Annotated in this window: 13 protein-coding genes and 1 riboswitch; of the genes, 10 read left to right on the top strand and 3 right to left on the bottom strand. The window is 45.2% G+C overall.

The window, feature by feature from the left end:
- The first annotated feature begins 36 nt into the window (after positions 1–36).
- The 5 genes from BM613_RS10495 to BM613_RS10515 all read left to right on the top strand — a co-directional run bounded on the left by BM613_RS10495 (position 37) and on the right by BM613_RS10515 (position 5,291).
- Positions 37–1,161: a prephenate dehydrogenase gene (locus BM613_RS10495; protein WP_245926357.1), complete on the top strand. Its 1,125-nt coding sequence runs from the start codon at positions 37–39 to the stop codon at positions 1,159–1,161.
- 309 nt (positions 1,162–1,470) lie between these two features.
- Entirely contained in the window at positions 1,471–2,997 is a 1,527-nt protein-coding gene (locus tag BM613_RS10500) for a helicase-associated domain-containing protein (protein ID WP_181363059.1), read from the top strand.
- 183 nt (positions 2,998–3,180) lie between these two features.
- Complete coding sequence (locus tag BM613_RS10505) at positions 3,181–3,738, top strand: YpiB family protein (protein ID WP_109431141.1); 558 nt, start codon at positions 3,181–3,183, stop codon at positions 3,736–3,738.
- Positions 3,739–3,809: 71 nt separating this feature from the next.
- Positions 3,810–3,944, top strand: a riboswitch (cyclic di-AMP (ydaO/yuaA leader).
- Positions 3,945–4,050: 106 nt separating this feature from the next.
- A complete protein-coding gene (locus BM613_RS10510) occupies positions 4,051–4,536 on the top strand; it encodes a hypothetical protein (protein WP_109431142.1) in 486 nt (161 codons plus the stop codon).
- A gap of 89 nt (positions 4,537–4,625) precedes the next feature.
- A complete protein-coding gene (locus tag BM613_RS10515; protein WP_181363060.1) occupies positions 4,626–5,291 on the top strand; it encodes a creatininase family protein in 666 nt (221 codons plus the stop codon).
- A gap of 10 nt (positions 5,292–5,301) precedes the next feature.
- Here BM613_RS10515 and BM613_RS10520 read toward each other — a convergent pair whose 3' ends face one another.
- Together BM613_RS10520 and BM613_RS10525 are read right to left on the bottom strand one after the other, a co-directional pair.
- Positions 5,302–6,126, bottom strand: a complete 825-nt coding sequence (locus BM613_RS10520) for a YitT family protein (protein WP_342767165.1) — start codon at positions 6,124–6,126, stop codon at positions 5,302–5,304.
- Between the two features lie 39 nt (positions 6,127–6,165).
- A complete protein-coding gene (locus BM613_RS10525; RefSeq protein WP_181363061.1) occupies positions 6,166–7,236 on the bottom strand; it encodes a YkvI family membrane protein in 1,071 nt (356 codons plus the stop codon).
- Between the two features lie 93 nt (positions 7,237–7,329).
- Between BM613_RS10525 and BM613_RS10530 the strand changes: the two genes are divergently transcribed.
- A complete protein-coding gene (locus BM613_RS10530; protein ID WP_109431146.1) occupies positions 7,330–8,115 on the top strand; it encodes an undecaprenyl-diphosphate phosphatase in 786 nt (261 codons plus the stop codon).
- A gap of 116 nt (positions 8,116–8,231) precedes the next feature.
- Here BM613_RS10530 and ylbJ read toward each other — a convergent pair whose 3' ends face one another.
- Entirely contained in the window at positions 8,232–9,488 is a 1,257-nt protein-coding gene (ylbJ, locus tag BM613_RS10535; protein WP_245926358.1) for a sporulation integral membrane protein YlbJ, read from the bottom strand.
- A gap of 135 nt (positions 9,489–9,623) precedes the next feature.
- Between ylbJ and BM613_RS10540 the strand changes: the two genes are divergently transcribed.
- The 4 genes from BM613_RS10540 (at position 9,624) to bshB1 (ending at position 11,947) form a co-directional block, all read left to right on the top strand.
- A complete protein-coding gene (locus tag BM613_RS10540) occupies positions 9,624–9,950 on the top strand; it encodes a nucleotide pyrophosphohydrolase (protein WP_109431177.1) in 327 nt (108 codons plus the stop codon).
- A gap of 22 nt (positions 9,951–9,972) precedes the next feature.
- Positions 9,973–10,722 (top strand): 4-hydroxy-tetrahydrodipicolinate reductase, encoded by a 750-nt coding sequence (gene dapB / locus BM613_RS10545; RefSeq protein WP_109431147.1) that lies wholly within the window; start codon positions 9,973–9,975, stop codon positions 10,720–10,722.
- A 27-nt stretch (positions 10,723–10,749) separates the two neighbouring features.
- Entirely contained in the window at positions 10,750–11,163 is a 414-nt protein-coding gene (gene mgsA, locus BM613_RS10550; RefSeq protein WP_109431148.1) for a methylglyoxal synthase, read from the top strand.
- 88 nt (positions 11,164–11,251) lie between these two features.
- Positions 11,252–11,947 carry a bacillithiol biosynthesis deacetylase BshB1 gene (gene bshB1, locus BM613_RS10555; protein WP_109431149.1) on the top strand — a complete coding sequence of 232 codons (696 nt, stop codon included), beginning with the start codon at positions 11,252–11,254 and terminating at the stop codon, positions 11,945–11,947.
- Positions 11,948–11,970: the final 23 nt, after the last annotated feature.

An 11,970-nucleotide genomic window follows, 5' to 3' on the forward strand; every position in this document is an offset into this window, starting at 1 on the left:
AGAGTTGAGGAACAAAGGGTAAAGGAGCGTCCGCACTTGTCAGAAACGCAACGAACATTTAAGAAATTGTGCCTTATCGGTTGTGGTCTCATTGGAGGATCCGTAGCTCTTGCTCTAAAGTCGACTCGGCAGATTGAACACGTCGTAGGTCTTGATATCCACCTTGATTCCTTACACATCGCTCTCGAGCGTGGGGTAATCGATGAAATCGGAACCAGCCTCAAATCTGCTCTATGGCAGGCGGATCTTGTCGTCCTTGCAACACCTATTTCTGAGACAGTTGCTATTTTAGAAGAGATCTCCAAATTTGAAACGCAATTGGCGCAAGAAGCGATTATCACAGATGTGGCAGGAATCAAGGCCAATGTGGTAGACGCAGCTGCAGAGTTGTTTACGCATGCTGTCTTCATCGGAGGACATCCGATGGCTGGATCAGAGAAATCAGGAGTTTCCGCAGCGAATGCTTTACTGCTGGAAAATGCAGTATATGTCTTGACGCCGTCTGTAAAGACCCCGCAAGACCGATTGCATGAATTGACGAAACTCTTACAAGCTACGGGGGCACGTGTAAAATGGTTATCTCCCCATTTACACGATCGCGTTGTCGCAGCGATCAGTCATGTCCCTCATGTGATTGCTGCTCTATTAGTAAATCAAGTACAAAAGCGTGCGAGTACTGAACCCCTTTACGTAGAACTTGCAGCAGGAGGTTTTCGAGATATCACGCGCATCGCTTCGAGTGATCCGAAACTGTGGCGTGATACCTCTCTTGAAAATCACCGAGAGATCATCCCCTTACTTGATGAGTGGATCGAGCAAATCAGTTCATTGAAGCAGTTGATTGAACAGCGCGAAGCAGCTCAAATTGAATCTTTGTTCGCCAATGCACGAACTTTTCGCGACGCCTTGCCCGTAAAGTCTACAGGCGCAATTCGCGCAGTATTTTCCTTGATGGTCATTGTACCAGACATACCTGGACTTATCGGACGGATTGCTACCCTCCTTGGCGAGTCGTCCATCAGTATCCGCAATATTGGCATACTTGAAAGTCGTGAAGGCGACGATGGACAACTTTTATTGCAATTTGACACAGCTGATTTTGCCGATCGCGCTGAAGATATTTTGCGAAAACATAATTACCAGGTGATTGCCCAACAATGAAAACGCATTCTTAACCTGTTGACTTCCCATAAATATGTCGAGTATGATAAGACAGGATGTGTAACGCAGTTTCTCTCCACTCCTATAATCTCTCTCTTGGCTCGCATGGGCAATCTCATGCGAGTCCTTTTTATTCCTATAAATGAATATTGTGGACTGAGATGAGAAATACTACTCCACATACGGTGTAATTTCTCTCGGGGTGATCCTATGCGACTCGCAGACTGCCTGAATCAAAGCGATATCAGTAAGTTGCGTAAAATTGCTCAGCGCCACACCATAAATTGTCCATTATATTCCAAAAACACATTGTTACAAGAAATTTTAAATCGCTTTAGTGATCCAAATTATCTTACAGAACGACTGAATGCGTTGTCTCCACAGATTCAGTATGCCTTGCAAGAAATCACGCTTGAGGGAAAAGAGGAGTTCGCTGAAGCCGAGCTGCTGACACTTTTGCGTCGTCGCCACCCACTTTCTGACAAGTCCGTCGAAGATGAGCCTCATCGTCTGTTAAGTGACTTACTTGAAGAAGGCATCTTTTTCGCCACAGGATCCCCATCACAACGTGCATATCGCTGTCCAACTGAAATTTGGTCGCGTATTTTAAATTTAGAAACAAAAAAATTGCGCCAAACGATCCAAGAAAGTTCGCGCACACCTCAATGGGTGCGTAACGATTTCAATGCACTCGCACACGATGCGGTTACTTTTCTCCTCTTCCTTGCTCGTCATGAGATCAAATTGACGCAGGATGGTGTTATTTTCAAGCGTCAACAATCGCAAATTCTACAACTATTTGAAATTAAAGAAGACATTCTCCCAGCTCACATAGGGTTTCGTTTTGGTTATGGCAGGAGATTTCATGATTATCCAGATCGCTTTGCACTTCTCTACGATCATCTATATGCAGAAGGTTGTCTGATCGAAGACCCCTCTGGTGTTCTTTTGCTCAATGAGGAAAAGAGCGGCACATATCTCACCCAATCTGAAGATATACGCCAAGAAAAGTTATTTCGTTTTTATATGCGCACCTATCGCTCATCGATTCCTACACTTTGGCGAATTGTTTCGAGAATGGGGAAGCTCACGGCCAATACTTGGGTATATGCACAGTCACTCGAACAATCGCTACTCGCTTTTGTCACAGATTTCTATTATGAATCTAAGACTCAGATCTATCCGAACCGCATTTTGCAGATGCTTATCTATTTAGGATTTATCGCACAAGGAACAGATACGGGAGGTGACGTCTACTATCAACTCACTGAGAATGGTGAACGTTGGTTAGAAACGACAAAAGAAGTAGCGAAGAGTCAAGCGACCACGCGTTGCACATCCCGTCCACTTGCAGTCATTCAACCTACATTTGAAATCTTAGTCCCGCAGGAAGCTGATCATGTGTATACATGGGATCTTCAAAAGTTAGCCGAACCCGTGCATCGGGATCATATAAGCATCTATCGTCTTACACGGGATAGCATTTATCACGCGATGCTAAACGGCTGGACACTCCTACAAATTCGCGAATTTCTACAGACAATCAGCGGCGCAGAAATTCCTGAAAATGTAGATCGCTGTTTGAATGACTGGGGTGAAGAATACGGGAGTATCTCCATGCAAATGTATTGCGTTGTCACGTGTAAAGATCAAGAGACATCTGAATCACTGGAACAATTAGACGCTATTGTTAAACGTTCGCCTGTGCGTCTCAATCCTCAGTCTCTTGGTTTTGCTGTTGGCGACGCAGACTCTTTGCTCGATCTTTTTATTAAATTGGGTTTTCTCGTCGCTTATCCACTAGAACTAAAGACACAATTTGCAAAACAGTCCTAAAGCAAAATTCCTCAGAGTAAAAGCCATATTTATAAGATATAGATTGCCTTTCTCAGGCAATTTTTTTGTTTCTTTTGCAACAGCAGGAAAGCGACAAGGTATTGGCGAATACATCATTATAAAGAAGCAAACATTCACACTTTTACGCGGATTGTCTGGGAGGCTAACAGGAGGCGAACCCACATGAAAAACGTCATTACGGTCGCAGATAAAAAGCATTTTATCACCTGGTTTCTCGAACACTACGAGTTGCGCAATCCAGAGGCAGAATGGCTCCTGCAATATTTAGCATCTAATGACCAATTGTTGGCAAAGGTTCATTTTACAGAACAATTTCGCAACTCGAAAAAATCGATTCTTATGTCAACGACTTGTGTACAAATGACTGGCTTCAAATTTTATAAAAATAAGCGCGTGACTTCCGATGTAGAGAAAGCGTTTCTCGATGTGCATACTCATCCCGATGAAGATGTCTACGTCACACTCTACTATCGTGGTCGAAGCGATTGCGTCCACTATTTATCCGTGGTTGAAAACTTACAAGAAGCGATGAGCAAAGCGACACCCACTGACATACTCATAGAATTACAAGTCGAACTCTTACTTGATCACATTGAACAAACTCATCGTAAAGAGCAATTGCTGCGAGCGATCGATGAAGCGTTAGATCGGATGGATCGTGATGCATTTATTACACTGAGTGAAAACTACAGAAAGTTTCTACAAATTGTTCACCAATAGGACTGATTTCTCCATTGTGCGGATCTAGAAAGAGAGGTATGATATGAAGTATAATGTAACTTGCAGCTTCATACTAGATTGCGCTCAATTCCGATCTTCGGAAGCGGGGGACCCAAGTTTTTAGGGGTGAATCGAATCTTTAGATTCGTAGGGCAGCTCTCAGCCCGAATCCGACAGCTAACCTCGTAAGCGGAAAGAGGGGTGGATAGTTATGCGAATAACTACTTCCGTTTTCTTCGCGCTTCCGTGACCAGATGAAACTGTCACGGTTTTTGTTTTCTAGGCGTGTAAAAATGAAAAGGGGAGATTGACATGACTTTTATTCATGATATCCAAGAAGGCGTTAGACATGGCATTGAACTTGAAGAAACGTCGTCAGAAACATGCATTTGCTCCGTCGTAACTCATGAAGTGACCATGTATTGTAATACGCTTGACGATACGGAGACATTGCATCGTGAAATTCCAGAGATTGCCCAGCATGCACTGATCGGTGTCATCTTTAGTCGTGTTCCTCTGCACAGCTTTGCTGTTTCTGAGACGACGCGTGGAGTATTGCATGGACTTGTATGCGCCGGACTTGACGTTTCTTATGTAACCCGATCGGTAAGTCAAGGAATTCGCGAGGCTCTTTCCCTCTATGACCGTTATTCACCTGAAATGGAGCAAGCCATTCACCAAGGAGTTCAACAGGCTTTGCGTGATCTTGGGATGAAACGTCTAGAAGATGATCAAGCGCTTGATTTACCTGGTTACTTTGTCAATCAAACAGCGACGTTTGGACTTGCGCGATTTTAAGTGTCTGGCTTATCAAGGAACATTCTACAACACGCAGAACGATCGCTTTGGGGACTGCGTGTTGTTTTACTTTAAAAAGGAGTATGCACATGCGTTTTGAAGAACTGAATATAGGTAAGATTGAGGCAGTACGCGGTAAAATAGATACGATATTGATGACTTTTGGCGGACTAACCTGGCGGCCCGCGCACCTTCCGATCGGGACTACCTGGTATATTCTAAGAAAATTACGTGACGAAGTAGAAACTGCATTTGGAGAGCGCATTCTCACTTTACCTGTTCAGTCCATTGATACAACCTTTGATGACTCTGCAATTGCAAAACTCCCACAGGAATCATATGGTTCATTCGTTACCCACTATGTGCAAGAATTAATGCGCCACTTTGAGGTTCGTCAAATTATTTTACTCACGGATAGTCTCTATAAAGAACAACTTATCCTCCAGACCTTATCTCAAGAAACAGTGCAAAAGCTGCGAATCCTTCCTTTTGTGTGGTGGCGGGATGGATTGCGTTTGGACGGCGAAACAAACGTTGCAGCACAAAACACCTTTATGCAAACGCACGAGTTTCATCCATCTGGTGTTTTAGAGACTGCATTGATGATGGCGCTTGCAGATCATCTTGTCGTCCGTGACAAAGCGAGTCTTCTGCGTTATCGTGCACAAGATGCGAGCACGCATGAAGGGAGTCTGTTATGGAATCAGTTGGTGCGCCAACTCTTGCAGCAAGCGCACCATTTTTTAAGCGAGTGAAACTTCTTTACTATCTTGTAAAACCTTCACCTAAAACATCGTTTACATCATTTAAAACAACAAATGCGCGATCGTCAATTTCGTGGACAAGCTGCTGCAGACGTACAACTTCATCGCGGCTAACAACACAGTAAACAATTTGTTTTGCTTCCCCTGTATAGCCACCCTGACCGTAAAACAGGGTGGTACCTCGTCCCATTTCTGTGTGAATGCGATCAGCAATTTCATTCCAGTGATCGCTGATAATCATCGCTGCGCGAGAAGCTGAAATCCCTTCAATTACAAAATCAATCACGCGACTAGAGACAAATAACGCAACCAGTGAGTACATCGCGGTTTCCATATTGATCACTAATGCGACCAATGAGATGACGACCACATCTGAAGCAAACATGATTCGCCCCATCGAATGATTGAAAAAATGTCGTACGATCCGCGCCAAAATATCGACGCCCCCAGTGGTCCCACCGCTGCGAAAAATAATGCCTAGACCTGCTCCACAAATAACTCCGCCATAGAGAGCTGCAAGGAGTCGATCGTGTACAGGCTCAGCTAGATGTTGCGTCAAAACAGTAAAAATAGACACAGCAACAACACCTAGCATCGTCTTTATAATGAATTTTCGTCCAAAAAAGTGCCACCCTAAGATAAGGACAGGAATATTTAAAATCAAAAAAGAAGCCCCAATAGGAATGGACATTTTATATAATAAAACGATTGAAAGACCAACAAATCCCCCTTCTGCCAATTGATTGCCTACGATAAATGCATTTAACCCAATCGAATAAATGAAGCTTCCCAAAACGATGAGTAAATAGGGTAAACTGCGTTTCACAAAGCACACTCCCTGCGTTTTCATACCATTTGGCTTTCATTATAACCTGATTAGTCGACGTTCACTAAGCAGAATCATCATAAGAATAAAAAGTCCTACATAGCCAAAGATGGGATACGCTATACTGACGATGCGAGCAAATCCCACTTGACATACAAGGAGAGCTGCACTTAGCACGACAATTACCCAGCGAAAGTAGGAGTGTTTGGCGTTGCGAGACAGCTCACTTGCGATTCCATACACATTGCCAAGTAAGGTTGAAAATATTTCTGCCCATAAGATGATCACAAAACTATAGCGTAACATAGGGGGGAGAGATAGCGCTAAATGACCCATGGGCACCTCATATTGGAGCCCATCAGGATACATTTTAACAAGGAGCAAATGTAGTAAAAACAACAACAATCCGAGTCCGACTGCCCCAAGCAATGCCCCGCTGATTAAAACCTTTCTCCGACTCGCTACGTGACCAAGTGGGACTAAGACAGTGAAAGAAAGCCCTACGTTTAATCCAGCATAGGTAAACGCAGAAAAGAGCAGTTTCCATGGACTAAGAATAGGTACGGAGCTTGGAATCGCGAGCTGCATGATCGCCCCATGATTTGTCCACCACACATAGAGAAAGAGAACCACGACAAATACCACTAAAAAGGGGACGATCACTGAATTCACAGACATCATCCCACGCATTCCTAACGCCAAAGTCAGTGCTGTCACAACCCCTGTGAATATTGCACTCATGCCAAATGACCAGTGAAACTGTTCAGACAATAAAGCCCCGCTGCCTGCCATCATCGCAATCGTTATCCCAAACAACAAAATGAGTAACATTCCACTGATTAAGCGACTTGTCCCTTTACTCATGACACTTTCCGAAACATCAGAGAAAGTTGGCGCGCCATGCATCGGACCTAGTGACATCGCATACAGACCAAAAACGAAAAACAAAAGAGTAGTCAAGCCAATTCCAAGTACTGCATATGATCCATAGCGCGTAAAAAATTGTAAAACTTCTTGGCCAGATGCGAATCCTGCACCTACAACCGTTCCGATATAGGTCGCAGCGATTTGCAGAGCAGTCATAATCTCTTTTTGGCGCACCTTATTCACCCCCATACACGTGTATTCAATAAATAGTAAAAACATGCTAGCTTGTACTCTTTATAGCCTGATCGCCATAGAATGAGGCAGGAGGTGCGGCAAATGTCGCTATTTCAAGCTTTGCTGCTTGGGACTGTACAAGGATTCACTGAATTTTTGCCCATCAGCAGTTCCGGCCACTTAGTTTTAGTTCAACATCTTTTGCATTGGAAGGGGGATTCATTAACATTTGATGTTTTTTTGCATTTTGGCACATTACTAGCCGTCCTTATTGCTCTGCGCAAAGAATTGCGCGAACTTGCCCTACATCCATTCTCTCGCCTCACAATACTTCTCACTTTATCCACTCTGCCAACAGTAGCCATTGGACTCCTATTTGAAAAAACGTTTGAATCCATCTTCCATTCTGGTGCAACGCTTGGAATTGAGTTTTTTCTAACAGGAACTCTGCTGCTGTATGTTGAATCACTTCCACCTAAGAAAGTGCCGACTCTGGCTCGCGACATGCATTATCAAAGTGCCTTTTGGATCGGACTTGCTCAAGGGGCAGCCATATTCCCAGCATTATCGCGCTCTGGCCTCACTTTGTGTACAGCACTTGGGCTTGGTATTGATCGGAGCGAGGCCGTGCGTTACTCATTTTTACTGTCCGTGCCGATCATTCTCGGAGCTTCTTTATTCAAATTAAAGAATGTAGCGGCAATGCACTTCTTACTTAGTCCTGCACTTTTCATTGGAATGGGGAGCAGTGCGCTCACTGGTTATCTCGCCATTCGCTTTCTTCTAAAGTTCATTGCCAAAGCGAGTTTACGTCCTTTTGGAGTTTACACGATCCTTCTTGGAGTTCTCATCATGAGTGACCAATGGATCTTCCATCGATTCTTCTAATTCTTCCTCTGTACCTTGGTGTTTCTATCCATGACAAAGCGGCGAGTGGGGGATTGTCCTCGCCGCTTTGTCATGGACTTAGGCACGTTTTGTCATCTCCTCAGAACGCGCGCTATCTATGCACCTTTGGAATAGAAAAAGGCAATTTTGAAACGCTTTACAAAATGTATCGATAGGGAAACCGCCGAAGCAATCGCAAGCAATGCAACCCACGTTGTAATTTCTGTTAAAGAATTGGCCCAGGACATAAGTCCGCCTGTCATCGGAGCCATTGCAGCTACGGCGTGGGGAACCATTGCAATACGCGTGCCGATGCCCATTTTATAAAAAACAACGGTCAAAACGGCTGCGATGAACGCCTGGTAGATACGTGCAATCACATAGGGTCGAAAACGAATATCTGTGTCTGTAAGCACACTGGCAACCTGTGCATGAACGGCTAAGCCACTCCACGCGATGATTGCACTTGCCACACTTAAACGTTCCACAAGAGTGGCAGATGCAGTGGCAGTGGCAGCAGACCCAATGTCAATCTCAAATAATCCCTTAATCAGCGGGGTAATGAGAGAAGGGTTTAAATGAATGACCTGAAACAGCGCCGCAAGCGGCAAGGCGAGCAGACCGACAACTCCGATTTGAGTCATCACCCGCAATAAAACGGCAAAGAAAATGATAAATCCGCCAATCATCAGCAAAGTCCTCACGGAATCTGTGACAGCATCGCCAAGCAACTTGCCAAAGGGACGATTATCTGCTGCACGTGCGCGCATCATCTCTTGATAGGCACGTTTCCACATCGCGACTCTTTCTTTGGGTTTAGAGTCTACATGAGGGCTCTGATACCGTTCTTCTTTGCGACCGTAAAACTTAAAGGTGAGCCCGACTAGAAGCGCTGACAAATAATGTGCAAGAGCCAGCAAACCACCGAGTGCAGGCGATTTAAACATGCCAACAGCTACAGCTCCAAACATAAAGAGTGGATCTGCAGTATTCGTGAAAGCCAGTAAACGCTCCCCTTCCACACGCGTACACGCACCCGTGCGGCGAAATTTGGCGGCAATGACAGCATCCATAGGATATCCTGCGGCAAGCCCCATAGATAATGCAAATGCACCTACTCCGGGAACGTTAAAAACGGGGCGCATCAAAGGTTCGAGAAAAACGCCTAGCGCATTCACTACTCCCAGACCAAGCAGTAAATCGGATAAAATGAAAAAAGGGAGCAGCGAAGGAAAGACGACATCCCAAAAGACTTTGAGTCCTTCAATGCCTGTTTCAAAACCTTGTTCGGGATATACGACCAGAGACGCTGTGAACAAAACGACAACAGTCGCAAGCAACATCGTCCCGATCTGTTTGCGGCGCCTTTGCAAGCAGATCCCCTCCGTCTATGGTACATGCAGTCACTGTTAAAACTATGATGGCTGTCCATGAGTTATGAGGATATAATACAAACTGAACCTATTTGCTAAGGAAAGCGAGGAATTGGGTTGAGCAAAACTCTAGCGATGTTACAACGCGAAGTAGACGATTATATTTCGCAATTCGAAGTAGGATACTTTAAACCCATGACGCTTGTCGTTCGCCTCGCTGAAGAACTAGGGGAACTCGCTCGCGAAGTGAATCACTCGTATGGTGAAAAGCCTAAAAAAGCAACTGAGCCAGACGGGGATATCGCCCTCGAATTAGGTGACCTACTCTTTGTACTCATCTGCCTCGCAAATTCCCTTGGCATTGATCTGACTGAGGCACATGACGCAGTGATTGAAAAATTTCAAACGCGTGATCGTGATCGCTTCACGCGTAAACAGTCCTTACAGTCTGAAAACAACTGAAAATGAAAGAAAGGTGTTGCACGTGGAACCAATTCGCGTGGTCATTGCTGGGATTCGAGGTAAAATGGGCCGAGAAGCGGTGTTGGCTGTTACCAACGCGAAAGGCATGACCCTCGTTGCTGGCATTGATCGTCCTCGTACATATACAGAAGCATCTGTTGCATCAGCAGATGTTTCATTCCCGATCTACACAGATCCAAGCCTCTGTTTTGTCGAGCAAAAGCCTGATGTTTATGTAGATCTCACTGACGCAAAAGGAGCGCAAAGCAATGCCTTAGCCGCAGTGGAAGCAGGGGTGCGTCCTGTAATTGGGGCGACAGGACTAGATGCGGAATTTTTGCAGATGCTCGATCAAGAATTGCAACAAGCGGAACTTGGCGGCCTATTTGCGCCTAATTTTGCGATTGGAGCCTTGCTCATGATGAGAATGTCTGCGCTCATAGCCCCATTTTTGCCAGACATCGAAATTATTGAGTACCACCATGCAACGAAGAAAGATTCGCCTTCGGGTACAGCGAAAAAAACAGCTGAAGAAATCGCTCGCGCATTGATTGAAAGCGGGAAAGAAGTGCCACCTATACCAATTCACAGCGTTCGACTCCCTGGGTTTGTAGCACACCAAGAAGTCATTTTTGGGGGAAACGGCGAGCATCTGACCATTCGTCACGATTCCATGTCACGTGTGAGCTTTATGCCGGGGATATTATTAGGAATCCAGCGCGTGATGAACGTCGTAGGACTCGTAAACGGACTTGAACACTTTCTGTTTTAGTTGCGGTGTATACTAGGAGGGATCTGGATGCGTATCGCACTTGTAGCACATGATGCCAAAAAAGAAGATATGGTTAATTTTGCCATTGCCTATCAAGCTCTGTTTCAAGGTCATGAATTGTATGCGACAGGGACTACGGGAAAGCGCATCATGGAATCCACGGGGCTCACCATCCAACGCTTTCAGAGTGGACCACTTGGCGGCGATCAACAAATTGGAGCGCTGATTGCAGAAAACCGCCTCGATTTGCTGATTTTTCTTCGTGATCCGTTGATGGCGCAACCTCATGAACCTGACATCACGGCATTACTTCGACTCTGTGACGTACATAATGTACCCGTAGCCACCAACATGGCATCTGCTGAATCGTTGTTGCGCGGAATTTGGCGCGGGGATCTTGATTGGCGCAAAACGGCAGAACCCAATGAACCGCTTGTATGAGCGTACACATGGGTAAAGTGAAGGAAACTATCGATCGATCTTCGTAGTGTCATCTTATGCCCACAGGCAGTTTCAGGAGGTGGACAGAATGGCTGAAACTTTTATTCTCGCCTTTGGCGCTCATCCGGATGATGTCGAATTGGGGGCAGGCGCAACTTGTGCTTTACACGCAAAAGACGGAGTTGTCATTTGTGATTTAACAGCCGCTGAGATGTCTTCGAATGGAAATCCTGAATTGCGATGGAAAGAAGCGACTAAAGCGGCTGAAGAACTTGGGGTAGCCGCTCGAATCTGCTTGGGATTGCGAGATCGCGGACTTTTACCTAGTGCTGATACGATTTCTGCGATTGTAAAGGTCATTCGCACCTTTCAGCCACAAGTTGTATTAGCTCCTCACACCCATGACCGACATCCTGATCATGGTCACTGCGCAGAACTCGTTCGTGAAGCTTTGTTTACATCAGGGCTCAGAAAACACGAGGATGGATTGCCACCACATCGTCCATCTGCTTTTTATCAGTATTTTATCAACGGAATGCATCAGGCATCTTTCGCCGTTGACGTTTCTTCGGTGTATGAAAAAAAGCGTTCTGCATTAGCCGCATATTCATCGCAGTTTTATCCTAGCAGTGGTGTCGCAACGCCACTCACGCAAAGCTCTTTTCTTCCTATGATTGAAGGACGCGATCGGATGTTTGGACAAGCGATCGGGTGTGATTTTGCCGAAGGATTTTGGCAAACCGATCCACTTTATGCAGCTTCATTGCGAACGAATCTAAAATAGTATTTCGCGAAGGAGGGGAACCG

The organism is Sulfoacidibacillus thermotolerans, from assembly GCF_003144315.1.
Lineage (GTDB): Bacteria > Bacillota > Bacilli > Alicyclobacillales > SLC66 > Sulfoacidibacillus > Sulfoacidibacillus thermotolerans.

Coding starts and splice junctions, on each gene's coding strand:
- BM613_RS10505 (WP_109431141.1), top strand. CDS start 3,181: ATGAAAAACGTCATTACGGTCGCAGATAAAAAGCATTTTATCACCTGG.
- BM613_RS10510 (WP_109431142.1), top strand. CDS start 4,051: ATGACTTTTATTCATGATATCCAAGAAGGCGTTAGACATGGCATTGAA.
- BM613_RS10515 (WP_181363060.1), top strand. CDS start 4,626: ATGCGTTTTGAAGAACTGAATATAGGTAAGATTGAGGCAGTACGCGGT.
- BM613_RS10530 (WP_109431146.1), top strand. CDS start 7,330: ATGTCGCTATTTCAAGCTTTGCTGCTTGGGACTGTACAAGGATTCACT.
- BM613_RS10540 (WP_109431177.1), top strand. CDS start 9,624: ATGTTACAACGCGAAGTAGACGATTATATTTCGCAATTCGAAGTAGGA.
- mgsA (WP_109431148.1), top strand. CDS start 10,750: ATGCGTATCGCACTTGTAGCACATGATGCCAAAAAAGAAGATATGGTT.
- bshB1 (WP_109431149.1), top strand. CDS start 11,252: ATGGCTGAAACTTTTATTCTCGCCTTTGGCGCTCATCCGGATGATGTC.